Below are 17,963 nucleotides of genomic sequence, written 5' to 3'. Positions count from 1 at the left end.
GAGCTTATCGAAGGTTGTGATTGATCGTTCGAATTTTAGCGGTCGCGCTCTTTTTCCCCGGGGGCTCACATGTCCACCACCACACGGCCGCGGATCTTGCCCTCGACGATGTCATGCGCGGCGCCGATGATGCCGTCGAAGCCGATGCTGGTCGACAGACTGGCAAGCTTTGCGTGATCGAGATCGGTGCCGATGCGGCGCCAGGCCTCGAGGCGGACCGCCTTGGGTGCCATCACCGAATCAATGCCGAGCAGCGAGACACCGCGCAGGATGAACGGGGCGACGCTGGCCGGCAGGTCCATGCCGCCGGCGAGGCCGCAAGCGGCGACGGCGCCGCCATAGGAGGTCATCGACAGAACGTTGGTCAGCGTGTGGCTGCCGACGGCATCGACGCCGCCGGCCCAGCGTTCCTTGGCGAGCGGTTTTGCCGGCTGGGCAAGCTCGTCGCGTGAAATCACTTCCGCGGCGCCGAGGTCGATCAGATAGGGGCTTTCGGTAGCGCGGCCGGTCGAGGCAATGACGTGATAGCCGAGGCTGGACAGGATCGAGATCGCGACCGAGCCGACGCCACCGGCAGCGCCGGTCACCACCACCGGACCACGATCGGGCACGATGCCGTGGCGCTCCAGCGCGATGACGCAAAGCATGGCGGTGTAGCCGGCGGTGCCGATCGCCATCGCATCATGCGGGCTCATTCCGTCCGGCAGCGGCACCAGCCAGTCGCCCTTGACGCGGGCGCGCCCGGCAAAGGCGCCGAAATGCGTCTCGCCGACGCCCCAGCCGTTCAATATGACCTTGTCACCCTTGCGCCAGTCAGGATTGGAGGACGAGATGACGGTGCCGGCGAGATCGATGCCCGGCACCAGCGGCCAGCGGCGGATTACCGGCGCCTTGCCGGTAATCGCAAGGCCGTCCTTGTAGTTCACCGTCGTCGCCTCGACCGCGACGGTGACGTCGCCCTCCATCAGGTCTGCCTCTGTAAGCTCGGTCACCGCGACCGACTGGTTTTTCTCGGCGTCGCGCGAAACGAGGATGGCTTTGAAGGTTTCGGGCATGTTTTCTCCTCGGGCTTGCAGATCAGAATGTGCGGCGCCAGGCGAGTGAGGTCAATCGCTCGACATTCCGCGCCGCCAACCAATGAGCTCATCGAAGACGACCAGCACGGCACCAACGGAAATGAAGGCGTCGGCGAGGTTGAAGACGGCGAAGGACCAGACCGGCGTATGGAACAGGACATAGTCGATGACATGGCCGTAGATTGCGCGATCGATCAGGTTGCCGAGCGCGCCGCCGACGATCAGTGCGAAGCCGATGCGGGCAAGCAGGTGGCCGGGCGGCGTGCGGGCCGCAAGATAGAGCACGAAAGCGACCACCAGAACTGCGACGACCACCAGGCCGGTGTCGCCGAAGGACGAAAACAGCGAGAACGCGATGCCGGTGTTGTAGGTGCGGTACAGCGCCAGGAACGGCAGCAGGTCGAGCCGTTCCTGAAAGGCAAGGCCGGTTTCGACCAGGTATTTCAGCCACTGGTCGAGCGCTATCGCGGCGATGACCAGAAGAGCGTACGGCCTCCAGGACTTCATGGTTTGCAGTTTCACGGTTTGAGATGTCACGATCTGGCGTCCTCCGGGCCGAGCTTCAGCGCGTCGCGCCGGATCTCGAACAGCATGACGCCGGTGGCCACCGCAAGGTTGAGTGAATCGGCGCGGCCGGCCTGCGGTATCCGCAGCAGCTTGTCGCAGCTTGCGGCAAGCTCGTCAGGCAGGCCTTGCTGCTCGTTGCCCATCACCAAAAGCACCGGGCCTTTTGAAAAATCGACCGAGCGGTAGTCGACCGCACCCTTCAGATGGGTGCCGGCGACGAGGCCGGGAAAGCTCGTTCGCCAGGCGAGAAAAGCCTCGGGCGGCGCCTTGGCGACGGGCACGGCGAAGATCGAGCCCATTGTGGCGCGCACCGTCTCGACTGAAAAGGGATCGGTGGTCTCGCCGACCAGGATGACGCCCCTGGCGCCGACAGCGTCGACCGTGCGGATGACGGTGCCGAGATTGCCGGGGTCGCGAACGCGGTCGAGTGCTACCCAGACATCGCTGTCCTCGACGCGGATGTCCTTCAGCGACAGCAATTTCTGCGAGAACACGCCGACGACCATTTGCGGATTGTCACGGCGGGTGATGGCGACCAGCACCTTTTCCGAGACTTCAAGTACCGTGCCGCCGGCGGCGACCGTGCGCGCCGCGACCTTTTCGACTGCCGCGTTGCCACGTCCGGCCTTGGCGAAGACCAATGTCCTGATCGACCAGCCGAGATCGAGCGCGTCGATGACCAGCTTCAGGCCTTCGGCCATGAAGGCATTCTGCTGGTCACGGAATTTCTTCAGCGCGAGCGCCTTGATCTCCTTGATCAGCGGGTTGGCGAGGCTGGTGACTTCCTTCACCTGCCCTGGCGCGCCTGCGTGCCGTTCGTACGCACTCATTCAGGCCACCCAGCGCGAGAACAGCGAGGTCGAAAGCGCCCGACCGGCAGATTTCTCGCGGATGATCAATTCGCCCGACTCGACCGTGCCGCCCATGCCGGCGAAGGTGTCGCGCATCAGGGCATGGATCGCGAAAAAAGAGGCGCGGATCGAATAGGCGGTCAGTACCACGGCGAGCGGCTTCGGCGTCAGGATCGCGCGGCAGATGTCGGTCAGCGCCGGCAGGTCCTCGAACAACTGCCAGACCTCGCCTTTCGGTCCGCGGCCATAGGCGGGCGGGTCGAACAGGATGATGTCGTAGCGGCTGCCGCGGCGCTCCTCGCGTTCGGCGAATTTCACGGCATCGTCGACGATCCAGCGGATCGGCTTTTGCGACAGCCCAGCCATCTCCTGGTTTTCGCGTGCCCAGCCGATCGCCTTCTTGGAAGCATCGACATGGGTGACCTCGGCGCCGGCATGCGCCGCCACCAGGGAGGCAAGGCCGGTGTAACCGAACAGGTTCAGCACCTTCACCGGCCGTTTTGCCGCCGCGATCAGTCCGGCCATGTGGTCCCAGTGCGAGGCCTGCTCGGGAAAGACGCCGACATGGCGAAACGAAGTGAAGCGGCCGAGATAGTCGATGCCGTCATGCTTCATCGGCCAGGTCTCGCCGAGCGGCGTCTTGGGGAAGCGCCAGCGGCCGATGCCTTCCTCGTCGGTATCGCCGGTGAAAATGGCGTCGGCGCGTTCCCAGTCCCTGGCCGCCAATGCCTTTTGCCAGATCGCCTGGCCCTCCGGCCGAACGATGCGGTAGGGGCCGTATTGCTCGAGTTTTTCTCCGGCACCACTGTCTAGCAGCGCGTAGTCCTGATTGGGGCCGACTTCGAGGATCAGCGGCAAATGTTCGGCAGGCAGCGCGCCATCGCGGCGCGAGAGCATGCGCGGCGCGGCTTTTGGCTCGGACCGGTCTTGCGGTCTAGGCTCCGGACCGGCGGTTGGGCTGGCGTCGCGCCGCCGGACATGCTCCGCCCCGCCTTTTGCGGGCGGTCGGCTATCGCGGCGTCTGTCGCGAAAAGGTTTCAAGAAGGCGCATCTCCGGACGGCGGCTTGGCCGCTTCTGCCACAGCACATTGACCGGCGCAACAAAAGGGCTGCCGACGTGCGCAGCCGGATCAGCCGCGCCTGATCGACAGCAGGCCGATTGCGAGCGCTATGAAACCAACGGCCTTGAAGCCGGTGACGACCATATGGCCGGTTTCCCAGCGGCTCCGGATAGTTTCGAAATTGTCCGGGATCGGTCCAGGTACCCAGGTGGCCAGGACATCGTTTGCCGGTTTGACCAGCGCAAACCACGCCCCAAGCGCTATCAGGTAGAGCACGGTGGCGGCCAAGACCCACCAGAATGCCGGGCGATCGCTGCGCAGCATCCAGGCGAGGAGGCCCGGACAGACGATTGCCGCCAGGTCCAGCGGTGCGCCGACAATCGCGAAGAATTGGAACTGAGCGTTAAAGACAGTGGTTTCACGCCAGAGCGAAGGCGGCCATCTGGTCAGCCGCGGCACCGATTCCAGCACATGGGCGAAAGACGGCCCAAGGCTGAGCGCCGCGACGATGGCGGTCAAAACCGACCAGAACAACAGAAAACCGCGTATATCCATAATGGCCAGACAACGACGTCAGGGCGCAGACGTTCCGGTCGGCGATCGTCTTGCTTGCCGTCGAAAGGGCAGGCGCACTATCGTCCATTCAAATTGGACATCCATCAAACCGGGTTGCGATCCATGTCCCGCGCCGAACGCCTGCTCGACCTGATCCAGATCCTGCGCCGGCATCGCCGGCCGGTCAGCGGCCGCAGCCTCGCGGGCGAAATGGGTGTGTCGATCCGCACGCTCTATCGCGATATCGCCACGCTGCAGGGGCAGGGTGCGCCGATCGAGGGTGAGGCGGGGCTGGGTTACGTGCTCAGGCCAGGTTTCATGCTGCCGCCCTTGATGTTCACCGATGAGGAGATCGAGGCGATCGTTCTCGGTTCGCGCTGGGTGGCCAAGCAGCCGGACTGGCGGCTTGCGAACGCCGCCACCGACGCGCTGGCCAAGATCGCGGCGGTGCTGCCGGACGATTTGCGCGAGGAACTCGATGCCTCGACGCTGCTGGTCGGGTCGCGCACCGAGGTCACAGAAGGCATCGATCTCGGCGTGGTGCGGCAGGCCATCCGCGAGGAGCGCAAGCTGAGCTTTGTCTATCGCGACGCCGGCGGCGCTGCCTCCGAGCGCACCGCACTCGGCTTCTTCGACAAGGTGCGCGTCGTCGCGGCCTGGTGCGAGATGCGCCAGGATTTCAGGCACTTTCGCGCCGATCGGATATCCGGCCTCAACGCCACCGAGATGCGCTATCCGCGCCGCCGTCAGGTGCTGCTCAAAGAATGGCGGGCGACGCTCGACACACCAAGCTAAGGCTGCTGCTCAGTTGAGACTGCTGCCAGAATCTGGCAGTGGCATACGCTATGCTCCTCCAGTCGAAACCATCTGGAGAGCAATTCATGACACCGCCCAATTTCGTCATCCTCTATGTCGACAAGCCTGAGCAAAGCGGCGCCTTCTATGGCGCGCTGCTTGGGCGGCAACCGGTCGAGACCTCGCCGACCTTCGTGCTGTTCGTGCTCGACAACGGCTTCAAGCTCGGCCTCTGGTCGCGTCACACCGTGGAGCCGGCCGCTGCGGCAGCGGGCGGCGGCGCCGAGATCGTCTTTGCGCTGGACACGCCGGGTGCCGTCGACGCCACCCATGCCGAGTGGGCCGGCCGCGGGCTGAAAATTCTGCAGACGCCGACCGACATGGATTTCGGCCGCACCTTCGTCGCGCTTGATCCCGACAGCCACCGGCTGCGGGTTTATTGGCAAAGGGAGTGAGGCAGTAGAGCAGTAGGGCAGTACGTGACAGGAAACATAGCTGGCGCGGCGCCGCACGATCAGTGCGGTTTCCTACTCCCCTTTCGCTGCCCGATACACGGCAATGCCGGCGGCGAGGTCCTCGAGGGCTGCGCCGACCGACTTGAACAGCGTGATCTCGTCGTCGTTCTGCCGGCCTTTTTTCTGGCCGCGCGCCAGTTCATAGAGATCGGCGACGATGGCTTCCGGCTTCAGAACGCCGGAGGCCAGCGGCTGGACGATATCGCCGGCTTCCTTGGTGGCGCCGGCGCGGGTGTCGACATAGACGCGGGCGCGTGCAATCGCGTCGTCGTCGCTTTCGCGCATCGCCGGCGTGAAGCCGCCGACGAGATCGACATGGGTGCCGGACTTCAAGAGTGCGCCCTTGATCAGTGGCATGGTGGTGATGGTCGCCGACGATACGATATCGGCCTTTCCGAGTTCGGCGTCGAGATCGCCAGCTGCTTCGGCCGCAAAACCCTCGGCACGCAATTTTGCCGCGACCTTTTCGGCATTCGACGACGTGCGGTTCCAGATGCGGATGTTCTTGATCGGACGCACCGCCGAATGCGCCTTTGCAAGGAATGGCGACAGCGCGCCGGCGCCGACCACCAGCAGCCGTGATGCATCCTCGCGGGCCAGATAGGAGGCAGCCAGCGCCGAGGCACAGGCCGTGCGCCACTGTGTCAGCCTCTGGCCATCGATCAAGGCCTGAGGCTCGCCTGTGGCGCCGTCGAGCAAGAGGTAAAGCCCCATCACCGCGGGCTTGCCGACGGCATTGTTGTCAGGCGACACGGTGACGATCTTGACGCCGATATGGCCATCGGCCGAGGTGCCGGCTGCGTTGAAGTCGGTCCAGGCCGGCATCAAAAGCAGCGTCGAGGCGGCGCCATCGGGCCGCTCGACAGTGTGATGGTGCCTGACCGGCTGCACGGCGCCATCGCGAAAGGCGGCGCGTAACGTCTCGACCAGCCCGGAAAAGGTCAGCGCGCGGTCGACCTCGGCGGCGGAAATGGTCAGCATGAAAGGCTCCGTGGAGAACTAGGCCGGTTGTGCCTCAGGCCCGAGCCGCGGCTCAGTTCGTCGGCTTCGGCAAGACTGGGCTCTGCGACGCGGTGGGCGCGCGGCTGACCGCCTGGCGCAGGTTCTCGGCCTCGGCGCCGCGCTGGCGCGCCAGCTTGCGGTAGCGGCCCTGCTTGATCCAGGTCGCCAGGCTGCCGACGATCATGCCGATAGCCAGCGCCAGGAACAGGAAAATGAAGAGCGGCACGGTCAGCGTCAGCGCCGGATTGCCGGGATTGAACGGATCGAGTGTGAAGGCTACCGGTTCGCGGTTCGCGACGGCCAGCGCAATCAGGATGACGGCCAGCGGCACGAAAACCACGATGAGAATGAAGCGATTGAACATGTTTTTCCGTTCGGAAGAAAAGGCAGGAGCGGTGGCGCGTGCCGCGCCTATTTGCCTCCGTTCAGCCTTTCACGCAATTCCTTGCCGGTCTTGAAGAACGGTACCCATTTCTCCTCAACCTCCACGGATTCGCCGGTGCGCGGGTTGCGGCCGGTGCGGGCAGGGCGGTTTTTCACCGAAAACGCGCCGAAGCCGCGCAACTCGACCCGGTTGCCCTCGGCAAGCGCGTCGGTGATTTCATCAAAGATAGCGCTGACAATGTTTTCGACGTCGCGCAGGAAAAGATGCGGATTACGCGTGGCGATGATCTGAACAAGTTCGGATTTGATCATGAAAAGGCTCCCCGTGAAAGCAGTGCCGCCGAAATTATCAGAATGATTTTATTTGGTTTTTCACTCGTCCCAAGCGGTTCCTCAAGGGTGCCAGACGGAAACGAGACCGTCAAGAAACAAGCGGTCCACTCCAATTTCGTGAAGGATGTCGCCGCCATGGCCGGGCAGGCCAAGCGCAGCGCCGACGGTCTGCGCCATCGCCTTGGAGAACAGGAAACCACCGCGTTTTTCCGTGTCCTTCCATTCCACCACCTTGAGCTTGGCATCGACACCCTTGCCTGCAAGCCAGTCGATCGCTTCGGCTTCGCCGCCGACCGCGTCGATCAATCTGTTGGTGACCGCCTGCCGGCCGGTGAAGATCGACCCGTCTGCGAGCGCGAGCGCCTCCGGTTTGGTCATGTTGCGGCGCTCGGCGACGATGCCGACGAACCAGTCGTAGCTGTCGAGGATGAGCTTGCGGACCATGGCGCGCTCATCGTCATTGGTCGGCTTGAACGGAGAAGGCGAGGCCTTCAAGGGCGAGGATTTCACCTCCTCCAGCTTGACGCCGAGCTTGTCCATGAGGCCGCTGACGTCCGGGTACTGGATCAGCACGCCGATCGAGCCGACGATCGAGGATTTGCGTGCGACAATATGGTCGGCCGCAGTGGCGATCATGTAGCCCGCCGAAGCCGCGAGCGTGCCGACCTCAGCCACCACTGGCTTGTCGGCGGCGAGCTTGCGCACTGCCTCATAGATCGACTCGCCACCGACGGTGGTGCCGCCGGGTGAATCGATCGACAGGATCACAGCCTTGACGCGCGGCGACTGACGGATGGCCTCCAGCCGCTTGATCAGTTCTTCGTCTTCGGTGATGGTACCTTCGATCTTGACCTTGGCGATGTGGTCGACAGCCGCGCTGGTGAAGTCATCACCATAAATCCACGCCGAAAAGGCGATCAGCCCGGCTGCGGCGACGACAATCGCCGCGATACGCCAGAATGTCAGCTTGCGGCGCAAGCGGCGGCGGTCGATCAGGTCGTCGGCTCTCAATGCCATGGTCAGCCTCGTAGTCGGTGGGAGCAGATGCTTTTAAAGCAACCATTCGCGCCCGGCTACCGTTTCCTGACGGCCTTGCGACAAAGGCCTTAGGCATTCGCGGCAAGCCTCAACCTGTCGCGTTCCACAGGCTCTAACACTGTGCGCCTATATCTGGTATGAGGTACAGGCTGCGCTGGGGCCATTTTCGTTGTACAGGGGCGGCTGTCACATTTTTGCGGTTTTCCTCGGCTTGTGCTTGCTTGAGGGCGCCGGCATCCCACCTATAGGGCGGCCTGGCGGGCAGGGGTTTAGAAGAAGCAGTCATGTTAGCGGGACCAATCGAACCGACCAACACCGAGACGGAGTTGGCTCCCAAGGCCGCAGGCCGGGCGCGGGTCGACGCGTTTGACATTGCGCAGCGTCATTCGCGCCGGGTCCGGATCTTGAAGCTGGCCGTACCGCTGGTCGCTGCCGTGATCGCGGTCGCGTTTCCGGTCTATTCCTATCTCATGGCACCCGCTGCAATCGAGGTGCAGGCCGACGGCGGCGCCTTTGCCGATGGTAAGCTGGTGATGGCCAATCCCAAGCTCAACGGCTTCACCAAGCAGAACCTGCCCTATTCGATGACAGCCCTGCGCGCCATACAGGATGTCAGCAAACAGGGCATCATCGATCTGGAAGGTATCAAGGCCAAGCTGCCGATTGCGGCCGACAACACCGCCGCCATCGGTGCTGCGCACGGCACCTACGATCGCGACGGCAACACGTTCAGCCTGACCAGCGACGTGACCGTGTCGACCACGGATGGCGTGGTGGCAAAATTCAAATCAGTCTATCTCGACATGGCCGAAGGCACTATGAAGACAAGCGAACCCGTCGATGTCAGCCGCGGCGGGTCGCGGATCAGGGCGGATTCGATGTCGGTCCAGGACAATGGCAAGGTCCTGATTTTCGAGAACAAGGTGCGCGTCGACATCGATCCCGCCAGTTTGAAGGCGGCAGAGGCAAAGAGCGGAGAGACCAATGCGGTTCAGTAGTTCGGCACGGCGCCTCGCCGCGATCTCGGCGTTAACGCTTGGGTTGCCCTTGGGGCTGACCTTCGGGACGGCGCCGTCGCTGGCGCAATCCAGTGCCACCAGCCAAATGTCCGGCCTCAGGCTGTCGGGCGACAAGCCTATCCAGATCGAAAGCGACAAGCTCGAGGTGCGCCAGGCGGAAAGCGTCGCCGTCTTCACCGGCAACGTCAACGTCGTCCAGGGTCCAACCGTGCTCAAGGCCGGCAAAATGACGGTCTATTACGTCAGGGATGCAGGCGCCGCCAAAGGCGCCCAGCCCGCGGGTGCCGCGGCAATGACCGGATCCGCCAACATCGACCATCTCGAGGTCGACGATAAGGTCTACATCAAATCGGACGATCAGGTTGCCACCGGCGACCGCGGCACCTTCGATATGAAGACCGAAGTGCTGGTGCTTTCGGGCAGCAAGGTCGTGCTCTCGCAAGGCGACAACGTGCTTGTCGGCTGCAAGCTTACCGTGCAGATGAAGAGCGGCCTTGCCCAGGTCGACGCTTGCGGCGGCCGCGTCATGATGTCGATCACGCCGCCGGCGAAGTCTGGAGCAGCGAAACCCTGATGACCGGCATATCGTCGCTGCTGGCGCGTCTTCCAGGGCGCGCCGCCAGCAAACTTGCGGCACCGGCCAGGGTCACCGTCGAAGCGGCAAAGTTCAAGGGAACCTTGATCGCCAAAGGGCTGACCAAAAGCTACAAGGGCCGCAAAGTCGTCAGCGGCGTGACGCTGGGCGTGCGCGCGGGCGAGGCGGTTGGGCTGCTCGGCCCCAACGGCGCCGGCAAGACGACCTGTTTCTACATGGTGACCGGCCTAGTGCCGGTCGATGAAGGCACCATCGAAATCGACGGTTTCGACGTCACGTCGATGCCGATGTATCGCCGCGCCCGTCTCGGCATCGGCTACCTGCCGCAGGAAGCGTCGATTTTTCGCGGCCTGAATGTCGAGCAAAACATCCGGGCCGTGCTCGAAGTGGTCGAAAAGAGCCGCAAGGAGCGTGAGCGGCTGCTCGACGAATTGCTCGAGGAATTCCACATCAGCCATCTGCGCAAGGCTCCGTCGCTGTCGCTCTCCGGTGGTGAGCGGCGACGCCTCGAAATTGCCCGTGCGTTGGCAACCCGCCCTGCCTACATGCTGCTCGACGAACCGTTCGCCGGCATCGATCCGATCGCCGTCGCCGACATCCAGCAGCTCGTGCGCCACTTGACGGCACGTGGCATCGGCGTGCTGATCACCGACCACAATGTCCGCGAGACACTTGGCCTGATCGACCGCGCCTACATCATCCATGCCGGTCAGGTGCTGACCCATGGCCGGGCCGACGAGATAGTCGCAAATGCCGATGTGCGGCGGCTTTATCTCGGCGAGGGATTTACGCTCTAAATGCAAAATTCCGGTTCGAACGGGATTTCCGGCGTAGTCCAGCAGCTTTTTCTTCAATTTTCTGCCTGAAAACGCGCTGGCAGGCGAGTTTTATCGCTCCTCGCCTTGACAAGCAAAAGCCGGGCCAGTTTCTATGCTGGCCTGGAAAATTCCTTCCAGCAGTGCGGGTGCGTAGACGGGGCGTTTGAAACCAAACCATGGCGTTGGCGGCAAAACTACAGCTACGACAGTCGCAGTCGCTGGTGATGACGCCGCAGCTGATGCAGTCGATCCGCCTGCTGCAGTTCACCCACCTAGAGCTGGAACGCTTCATCGACGACGAGATCGAACGCAATCCACTGCTGGAACGTGCCGAACCGCAGGAGGACGCCGCCAGCGACCAGGCGCAGAAGGGCGACGCTGCACCGGAACCGGCTGCCGACGGCGACTGGTTCGAAGCGGAGACGGCGTGGAGCGCCGAGGCGATCTCGGAAAAGCTCGATACATCGCTGGAAAACCTGTTTCCCGATGATCCTGGTACGAGCGAGCGGCTCGGGCCCGACCTGACGGCGCAATGGAAATCGGCGTCCGGCAACGGTTCCACCTCTTCCTCCGACGGCTTCGACGTCGCGGACATGGCGGCGGCTGCCATCACGCTGCGCGACCATGTCGGCGAGCAGGTAGCGCTCGCCTTTGCCGATCCGGCGGCGCGCATGATCGCCAGCGAGCTTGCCGACGGTCTCGACGAGGCCGGCTACATGCGTGCCGACATGGCCGAGATCGCGGCCCGCCTCGGCACGAACGCTACGGCGGTGGCAAGGGTCCTGGCGGTCTGCCAGACATTCGAGCCCGCCGGCATCTTCGCCCGCGACCTCGCCGAATGCCTGTTGCTGCAGCTTGCCGTGCGCGACCGGCTCGATCCGGCGATGAAGGCGCTGATCGCCAATCTCGAACTCCTGGCACGGCGCGATTTCCAGACTCTGAAGCGGATTTGCGGTGTCGACGAGGAGGATCTGCTCGACATGCTGGCCGAGATCCGGGCTCTCGACCCGCGGCCAGGAATGGCGTTTTCGCGCGGTGCCAGCGACGCAATCGTGGCCGACGTCGAGGTGCGCGCAGCCAATGACGGCAGCTGGACGGTCGAGCTCAATGCCGAGACACTGCCGCGCGTGCTGGTCGATCACATCTATTTCGCCCAGGTCACGCCACATGCGAAAAACCAGGCGGAAAAGGATTTCCTCGCCGAATGCCTGCAGAACGCCAACTGGCTCACGCGCAGCCTCGACCAGCGGGCGAAGACCATTCTCAAGGTGGCCTCTGAGATCGTGCGCCAGCAGGACGCTTTTCTCGTCCACGGCGTGCGGCACCTGAAGCCGCTCAACCTGCGCACGGTGGCGGACGCCATCGGCATGCACGAATCAACGGTCAGCCGGGTCACGGCAAACAAATACATGCTGACGCCGCGCGGTGTGTTCGAACTGCGCTATTTCTTCACCGCCTCGATCGCTTCGTCAGGTGGCGGCGATGCGCATTCGTCGGAAGCGGTGCGCGACCGCATAAAGCAGCTGATCGACGAGGAGAAAGCCGTCGATGTGCTTTCCGACGATGCCATCGTCGACATGCTGCGGGAAAGCGGGGTCGACATTGCCAGACGCACGGTGGCCAAATACCGGGAAGGCATGAACATACCCTCTTCGGTGCAGCGACGGCGCGAAAAACGCGCTTTGGCCAGCGCCGGTCGTTGAGCTCCGACGGAATTTCCACAGCTTTCGCAGTTCATTGACAAGCGGCAACGAAGTGGCTAGAAGCCCGCCCGCATGAGACGGGCTAGCGAGTGGATTTGAGTTCGCCGATGCCCGCACGAGAGATGGTCCGTCACGACGTAGGCCACGGGACGGCCAAGAAGGCGGCTTGTGATCAACCGGAAAGTTCGGATCTAAAATCGGCGCAAGTGACGCCGCAAAAGCTTGTGCGCGCGGACCACGAGTATAAACTCGGGACAGTTTGAAGCCTGAGCAAGGAAGGTCAGTTTTCAGATGACACTGCGCATATCGGGAAAACACATGGATATCGGCGATGCGTTCCGTACGCGCATCAACGACCGTGTCGGGGAAGTGATCGGGAAATATTTCGATCGGGGCTTTTCAGGGCAAATCGTAGTCGTCAAATCGGGGTCGCGCTACACGGCCGATTGCATGATCCGGCTGGACTCCGGTGCTTCGCTGCAGGCGACCGGCGATGCCCAGGATCCAACGCTTGCCTTCGATACCGCGGCAGATCGTCTGGAAACGCGCCTCAGGCGCTACAAGCGCCGGCTGAAGTCGCACAATTCAGGCAATAGCAACGGCGAGCTCACCGACGTCGCCTATACGGTGATGGCGCCGCTAGCCGATGACGAGGAGGACATACCGGAGAATTTCGCGCCGGCCATCGTCGCCGAATCGACCATGACGCTGCGGACCATGTCGGTGGCGTCGGCGGTGATCGAACTCGACACCAAGGACAGCCCGGTCCTGGTCTTCCGCAATGCCGGAAACGACCATCTCAATATCGTCTATCGCCGGCCGGACGGGAATATCGGCTGGATCGACCCGTCCACGGCCAAGGTCGCGCAGGGGTAAAAACCAGCCGCACGCGAGCGTGGGACTGGCGACGGCAGGCGAACAAGGGATTTCAAGCATGGATCTGAGCGATCTCGTCAGCGTTCCGGCAATCATGCCGGCGTTGAAGGCGAACTCCAAAAAGCAGCTGCTGCAATTGCTGTCCGAACGGGCGGCGGCGATTTCCGGCATTCCGGAGCGAGAGGTGTTCGACACCATCCTGCAACGCGAGCGGCTCGGCTCGACCGGCGTCGGCAACGGCATCGCCATTCCGCACGGCAAGCTGGCCGGGGTGAAGCGGATCGCCGGCGTCTTTGCCCGGCTGGAGACACCGGTGGACTTCGAGGCCCTCGATGATCAGCCGGTCGACCTGGTGTTTCTGCTTTTGGCTCCCGAAGGTGCCGGCGCCGACCACCTCAAGGCGCTGTCGCGCATCGCGCGGGTGCTGCGCGATGCCGACACGGTTGCCAAGATCAGAGGCACGCGCGACGCCGTGGCCATCCACGCGCTGCTGTCGGACACGCAGGCCTCGCACGCCGCCTGAGGTTTTGATTAAATCCCTTGAAGGGCCGCCGTGTGCGGCCCTGTCCGTTTCCAACCAGATCGCTGCGCCATATGTGTCAGTTGATGACGCCGTTGTCAGTGGATAACGACGTTAGTGGATAGCGACCGGGGTCAGATCGTTTTCCAGCGCGCCAGCCAGTGCCCGGTCGCGAGCGTCCGAAAGCAGGATCGGCTGGCCATTGGCGGCAAACAGGGCCCACAGTTCCAGACCCGGCGCGATTTCGCCGAGGCCCGGGAAACGGCCGCGCAGATCGTCGCTCGACACTTTCCTGAGATAGGCTACCGAACCTTCGCCGAGATGGGCGAACTCGCCGCTGGTCATGATGATATTTTCGTTAGTTCTGGTCATTTCAAGCCTCCTTGCCGCGAGACGCCGCTCAAGGCCATCCCGCATGAGAGCTATCGGCAAAAATCAGTCTTTCACCGATATGTTTATTTTTCGTACCAGCCGTTCGGACTCCGGCCGATCGAGATCGATCGACAGAAGGCCGTTCTTCAATTCCGCCGCAATCACCCGCATGCCGTCGGCCAGCACGAAACAGCGCTGGAACTGGCGCGCGGCGATGCCGCGGTGGAGAAATTCGCGCTCGGTGTCGTCGTTCTGACGGCCGCGCACGACCAACTGGTTCTCCTCCGTTGTGACATCGAGATCGCTTTCCGCGAAACCGGCGACGGCGAGCGTGATACGCAGCCTTTCGGTTTTGCCGTCGGCACCGCTGAGGCGCTCGATGTTGTAGGGAGGATAGCTGTCACCGGACTTTGCCAAGCGCTCCAGCGTCTTTTCCATGGAATCGAAACCGAGGAGAAGCGGGCTGGAAAAAGGCGTCATTCGGCTCATGTTACAGTGTCCTCTCAAGAGCGACATAAAGTGGAAAAACCCGGATGGCATTTTTCCCGATGGTCTTGATATGGTCCGCCGCCCGGCAGACTTCAAGCCGTCACACGTCCCGCCCAAAAAGACTTGCCAAAACAAGGAATTGAAATGCCCCAATCCCGCAGGATCATCATCGACACTGACCCCGGCCAGGACGATGCCGTCGCCATATTGCTGGCGCTCGGCAGCACCGAGCTGGAGATCGTCGGCATCACCGCGGTGGCCGGCAACGTGCCGCTGAAACTTACCGAAAAAAACGCCCGCAAGATCTGCGAACTGGCCGGCCGGACGGACGTCAAGGTCTATGCAGGCGCCATCCGGCCACTGGCGCGCGAACTCGTCACCGCCGAGGAAGTGCATGGCAAGACCGGCCTCAACGGACCGCAACTGCCCGAACCAAAGATGAAGCTGCAGGACGAGTATGCGGTCGATTTCATCGTCGAGACGCTGATGAGGGAGGAGAGCGGCACGATCACGCTGTGCGCGCTCGGGCCGCTCACCAATGTTGCGCTGGCGCTGATCCGCGAGCCCAAGATCGCACCGCGCATCAAGGAGATCGTGCTGATGGGTGGCGGCTTCTTCGAGGGCGGCAATGTCACGCCGACCGCCGAATTCAACATCTATGTCGACCCGCACGCCGCCGATGTCGTGTTCAAATCCGGCATTCCGATCGTCATGATGCCGCTGGACGTCACCCACAAGGCGCTGACCACCGCCAAGCGCACGAAGGCCTTCCGCAAGCTCGGCACCCGGGTCGGCACGGCCACCGCGGACATGCTGGAATTCTTCGAACGTTTCGACGAGGAAAAATACGGCACCGACGGCGGCCCGCTACACGATCCTTGCGTCATCGCCTACCTGTTGAAGCCGAAGTTGTTCAAGGGCCGCAACTGCAATGTCACTGTGGAAACCGCATCAGAACTTACCATGGGCATGACCGTGATCGACTGGTGGGGCGTGACCAAGCGGCCGAAGAACGCCATGGTGATGCGTGACATCGACCACGATGCGTTTTTCGAGCTGTTGCTGGAAAGGCTGGGGCGGCTTTAAGGGCCGTCTTTCATCCCCCCTTGATGGGTTGGGCGGAGTGCCGTCATTGCCAAGCTGGAACACCCCTCATCCAACCGAGCTTCGCTCGGCCACCTTCTCCACAAGGGGAGAAGGGAAAGGTGCCGTTACTTCGCCTTGGAAAATGCCAGCCACAGGCCGCCGCCGACCAGGAAGCTGCCGCTGATCCGCGACAGCAGCTTGACGCGGCCGGCCGACAGCAGGCGCCCGGCGCGGCCGGCGGCCAGCGCGTAGGTCGAATCCGACACTGCGGCGAAGATCATGGCGGTGAGACCCATGACGCCGATCTGTAACGCGTAATTGCCTTCAGGCGCGATGAACTGCGGAAAGAAGGCGCCGAAGAACACCAGCGTCTTTGGATTGCTGATTGCTACCAGCAGGCCTTGCAGGAAAAAGCCACCGCGCGGTTTTTTTGCCGATCCATCGGCGTTCAGCTTGCCTTTCGAGCGGAACATCTGCACGCCCATCCAGATCAGGTAGGCAGCGCCAATCAGCCTGACCCACTCGAACCAATGTCCCATGCCGGCGATCAGCGAAGTCAATCCGATGCCGACAATGGCAATCATGATGGCCAGCCCGGCCTGGGTGCCGGCGACATTGGCGAGCCCGGCGCGCGAGCCGTGGCGTATGCTGTTGGCAATGATCAGCGTCACCGTCGGGCCCGGCACCAGGACGATGACGATGCAGGCGACGACATAGGTGGCGTAGAGTTCCAGCGACATTTTTCCCTCCGCAGAATGCCGCTCGTGCGGCGTGCTGTCGCGATCAATGCATGGCGATGAGTTGCGTGCAAGTCGGCGAAGCGCCGACAATGCGGAGCTGATTTCAGCAGGCGCCGGCCTGCCATGGCAGCGTTGCCTCATAGGCGGCAGCCGCCCTCAGCACGGAGGGGTCACCGCGCGGCCGCCCGATCAATTGCATGCCCATTGGCCTGCCCCTGGAGTCGAAGCCCGCCGGCACATTGATCGCCGGGCAGCCGCCCAGCGTGGCGAGCGCTGAGACCTGCATCCAGCGGTGATAGCTGTCCATGGCACGCCCGGCCACTTCCCTTGGCCAGAGGGTGGCGACGTCGAAGGGAAAGACCTGTGCGGCTGGCAGCGCAATCAGGTCGAAACGCTCGAAGAGCGACAGCAGCATTCGATGCCAGGACGAGCGCCTCACAGTTGCCGCATGGATTTGCGGCGCGGTGAGGCGAAGCGCATGTTCCACCTCCCACACGGCCTCCGGCTTCAGCAGACTGCGTTTCAAGGGATCATCGTAGTGCACCTTGAGCGCACAACCGCTGCTCGCCTGCCGAAGCGTTACAAAGGCCTGCCACAGCGCTTCGAAGTCGAATTCCGGCATCAGCGGCTCGGCCTCGAAGGACACATCCGCGAACCGGCCGAGTGCTGCCTCGCAAAGCTGTAGAATGCCTGCTTCGACCGGCAGATGACCGTCGAGATCGCCGAGCCAGGCGATACGCCCTCCGGCCGCCGGCGTTTCCACCCCTTGGAGAAACGAGCCTGGCTTATCATGCGACAGCGGCGCGCGAGGATGATAGCCGGCCTGCACGTCGAGCAGCAGCGCCATGTCGCGCACGTTACGCCCCATCGGCCCTTCGACGCCCATTTGCGCATGAAACACATCAAGGTCAGGGCCAGCCGGCACCAATCCCTGCGACGGGCGGAACCCATAGACATTGTTGTAGGCAGCGGGATTGCGAAGCGAGCCGCCAAAATCGCTGCCATCGGCAACGGGAACCATGTCGAGCGCCAGCGCGACCGCCGCACCGCCGCTCGAGCCGCCGGCGGTCAGCGCCGGGTCGAATGCGTTGAGCGTCTGTCCGAACACGGTGTTGTAGGTGTTGGAGCCGAGCCCGAATTCGGGAACGTTGGTCTTGCCGATGATGATCGCGCCGGCCTTGCGGACGCGCTCGACGAAGAAATCGTCTTCCTCAGGCACGAAATCGGCGAAGATCGGCGAGCCGAAGGTGGTTCTCAGGCCTTTTGTCAGCGCAAGATCCTTAATCGCGATCGGCAGGCCGAACAGCGATCCGGTATCTCCTCCTCGCGCCAGATGGGCGTCAGCGCTGTCGGCCTCGCGCAGGATGTCGGCATGTTCGCGCAATGAAACGATAGCGTTGACCAGCGGGTTCACCGCCTCGATCCTGTCGAGGAATGCCGCGATCACTTCGCGTACCGAAAGTTGCCGGCGTCTGATCTTCTCGGCAAGCTCCACGGCAGACAGGCGGCAGATGTCGCCGGCGGGCGGCACCGCATGCTTCGTGGTCGGGCGCACGGCTGTCATCCCG

At 63.0% G+C, this 17,963-nt stretch carries 22 protein-coding genes; 9 read left to right on the top strand and 13 right to left on the bottom strand.

Features of this window, described 5'->3' with window-relative positions; translation table 11 throughout:
• Positions 1–65: 65 nt before the first annotated feature.
• The 5 genes from acuI to NKH83_RS03985 all read right to left on the bottom strand — a co-directional run bounded on the left by acuI (position 66) and on the right by NKH83_RS03985 (position 4,110).
• Positions 66–1,055, bottom strand: a complete 990-nt coding sequence (gene acuI / locus NKH83_RS04005; RefSeq protein WP_352802197.1) for an acrylyl-CoA reductase (NADPH) — start codon at positions 1,053–1,055, stop codon at positions 66–68.
• 51 nt (positions 1,056–1,106) lie between these two features.
• Positions 1,107–1,583: a signal peptidase II gene (gene lspA / locus NKH83_RS04000; RefSeq protein WP_352476442.1), complete on the bottom strand. Its 477-nt coding sequence runs from the start codon at positions 1,581–1,583 to the stop codon at positions 1,107–1,109.
• Between the two features lie 26 nt (positions 1,584–1,609).
• Positions 1,610–2,473, bottom strand: coding sequence for a TrmH family RNA methyltransferase (locus tag NKH83_RS03995; RefSeq protein WP_352802195.1), 864 nt, complete (start codon positions 2,471–2,473; stop codon positions 1,610–1,612).
• The gene (locus NKH83_RS03990; RefSeq protein WP_352476401.1) at positions 2,474–3,535 is read right to left on the bottom strand and encodes an RsmD family RNA methyltransferase; all 1,062 of its coding nucleotides are present in this window, start codon (positions 3,533–3,535) and stop codon (positions 2,474–2,476) included. It lies immediately after the preceding gene.
• Positions 3,536–3,624: 89 nt separating this feature from the next.
• Positions 3,625–4,110, bottom strand: coding sequence for an anthrone oxygenase family protein (locus NKH83_RS03985; RefSeq protein WP_352476402.1), 486 nt, complete (start codon positions 4,108–4,110; stop codon positions 3,625–3,627).
• A gap of 123 nt (positions 4,111–4,233) precedes the next feature.
• Here NKH83_RS03985 and NKH83_RS03980 point away from each other — a divergent pair, with 123 nt between their 5' ends.
• Together NKH83_RS03980 and NKH83_RS03975 are read left to right on the top strand one after the other, a co-directional pair.
• Positions 4,234–4,905 carry a helix-turn-helix transcriptional regulator gene (locus tag NKH83_RS03980; RefSeq protein ID WP_352802192.1) on the top strand — a complete coding sequence of 224 codons (672 nt, stop codon included), beginning with the start codon at positions 4,234–4,236 and terminating at the stop codon, positions 4,903–4,905.
• Positions 4,906–4,991: 86 nt separating this feature from the next.
• Complete coding sequence (locus NKH83_RS03975; RefSeq protein WP_352802190.1) at positions 4,992–5,360, top strand: VOC family protein; 369 nt, start codon at positions 4,992–4,994, stop codon at positions 5,358–5,360.
• 72 nt (positions 5,361–5,432) lie between these two features.
• On the opposite strand, the gene lhpI is transcribed toward NKH83_RS03975, so the two are convergent.
• The 4 genes from lhpI to sppA form a co-directional block, all read right to left on the bottom strand.
• Entirely contained in the window at positions 5,433–6,401 is a 969-nt protein-coding gene (gene lhpI, locus NKH83_RS03970) for a bifunctional Delta(1)-pyrroline-2-carboxylate/Delta(1)-piperideine-2-carboxylate reductase (protein WP_352802188.1), read from the bottom strand.
• Between the two features lie 52 nt (positions 6,402–6,453).
• Positions 6,454–6,786, bottom strand: coding sequence for a LapA family protein (locus NKH83_RS03965; RefSeq protein WP_352649557.1), 333 nt, complete (start codon positions 6,784–6,786; stop codon positions 6,454–6,456).
• 47 nt (positions 6,787–6,833) lie between these two features.
• Entirely contained in the window at positions 6,834–7,118 is a 285-nt protein-coding gene (locus NKH83_RS03960; RefSeq protein ID WP_023675261.1) for an integration host factor subunit beta, read from the bottom strand.
• A gap of 81 nt (positions 7,119–7,199) precedes the next feature.
• Positions 7,200–8,156, bottom strand: coding sequence for a signal peptide peptidase SppA (gene sppA / locus NKH83_RS03955; protein ID WP_352802186.1), 957 nt, complete (start codon positions 8,154–8,156; stop codon positions 7,200–7,202).
• Positions 8,157–8,461: 305 nt separating this feature from the next.
• Between sppA and lptC the strand changes: the two genes are divergently transcribed.
• The 6 genes from lptC (at position 8,462) to ptsN (ending at position 13,711) form a co-directional block, all read left to right on the top strand.
• Positions 8,462–9,175 (top strand): LPS export ABC transporter periplasmic protein LptC, encoded by a 714-nt coding sequence (gene lptC, locus NKH83_RS03950; protein ID WP_352476407.1) that lies wholly within the window; start codon positions 8,462–8,464, stop codon positions 9,173–9,175.
• On the top strand, positions 9,162–9,770 hold the full coding sequence (locus NKH83_RS03945; protein ID WP_254816816.1) for an LptA/OstA family protein: 609 nt from the start codon (positions 9,162–9,164) through the stop codon (positions 9,768–9,770). Before lptC ends, NKH83_RS03945 begins: the two co-directional genes overlap by 14 nt.
• Entirely contained in the window at positions 9,770–10,588 is an 819-nt protein-coding gene (gene lptB, locus NKH83_RS03940) for an LPS export ABC transporter ATP-binding protein (RefSeq protein WP_023718959.1), read from the top strand. Before NKH83_RS03945 ends, lptB begins: the two co-directional genes overlap by 1 nt.
• Before the next feature lie 197 nt (positions 10,589–10,785).
• The gene (gene rpoN, locus NKH83_RS03935; RefSeq protein WP_352476408.1) at positions 10,786–12,312 is read left to right on the top strand and encodes an RNA polymerase factor sigma-54; all 1,527 of its coding nucleotides are present in this window, start codon (positions 10,786–10,788) and stop codon (positions 12,310–12,312) included.
• Positions 12,313–12,603: 291 nt separating this feature from the next.
• Positions 12,604–13,188 carry a ribosome hibernation-promoting factor, HPF/YfiA family gene (gene hpf, locus NKH83_RS03930; RefSeq protein WP_023675267.1) on the top strand — a complete coding sequence of 195 codons (585 nt, stop codon included), beginning with the start codon at positions 12,604–12,606 and terminating at the stop codon, positions 13,186–13,188.
• Positions 13,189–13,246: 58 nt separating this feature from the next.
• Positions 13,247–13,711, top strand: coding sequence for a PTS IIA-like nitrogen regulatory protein PtsN (gene ptsN, locus NKH83_RS03925; protein WP_023675268.1), 465 nt, complete (start codon positions 13,247–13,249; stop codon positions 13,709–13,711).
• Between the two features lie 111 nt (positions 13,712–13,822).
• Here ptsN and NKH83_RS03920 read toward each other — a convergent pair whose 3' ends face one another.
• Together NKH83_RS03920 and NKH83_RS03915 are read right to left on the bottom strand one after the other, a co-directional pair.
• Entirely contained in the window at positions 13,823–14,080 is a 258-nt protein-coding gene (locus NKH83_RS03920) for a BQ00720 family protein (RefSeq protein WP_023675269.1), read from the bottom strand.
• Positions 14,081–14,143: 63 nt separating this feature from the next.
• Positions 14,144–14,569, bottom strand: coding sequence for an Hsp20 family protein (locus NKH83_RS03915; RefSeq protein WP_023675270.1), 426 nt, complete (start codon positions 14,567–14,569; stop codon positions 14,144–14,146).
• A 144-nt stretch (positions 14,570–14,713) separates the two neighbouring features.
• On the opposite strand from NKH83_RS03915, the gene NKH83_RS03910 reads away from it, so the two are divergent.
• Positions 14,714–15,655 (top strand): nucleoside hydrolase, encoded by a 942-nt coding sequence (locus NKH83_RS03910; protein WP_352476409.1) that lies wholly within the window; start codon positions 14,714–14,716, stop codon positions 15,653–15,655.
• A gap of 125 nt (positions 15,656–15,780) precedes the next feature.
• Here the strand turns inward: NKH83_RS03910 and NKH83_RS03905 are convergent, their stop codons facing one another.
• Together NKH83_RS03905 and NKH83_RS03900 are read right to left on the bottom strand one after the other, a co-directional pair.
• A complete protein-coding gene (locus NKH83_RS03905; protein WP_352476410.1) occupies positions 15,781–16,395 on the bottom strand; it encodes a LysE family translocator in 615 nt (204 codons plus the stop codon).
• A gap of 103 nt (positions 16,396–16,498) precedes the next feature.
• Positions 16,499–17,959 carry an amidase gene (locus NKH83_RS03900; protein ID WP_352802183.1) on the bottom strand — a complete coding sequence of 487 codons (1,461 nt, stop codon included), beginning with the start codon at positions 17,957–17,959 and terminating at the stop codon, positions 16,499–16,501.
• Positions 17,960–17,963 lie beyond the last annotated feature (4 nt).

This window comes from Mesorhizobium sp. M0909 (assembly GCF_040319515.1).
Classification (GTDB): domain Bacteria; phylum Pseudomonadota; class Alphaproteobacteria; order Rhizobiales; family Rhizobiaceae; genus Mesorhizobium.
This window is presented reverse-complemented; position numbering and strand designations above follow the sequence as displayed.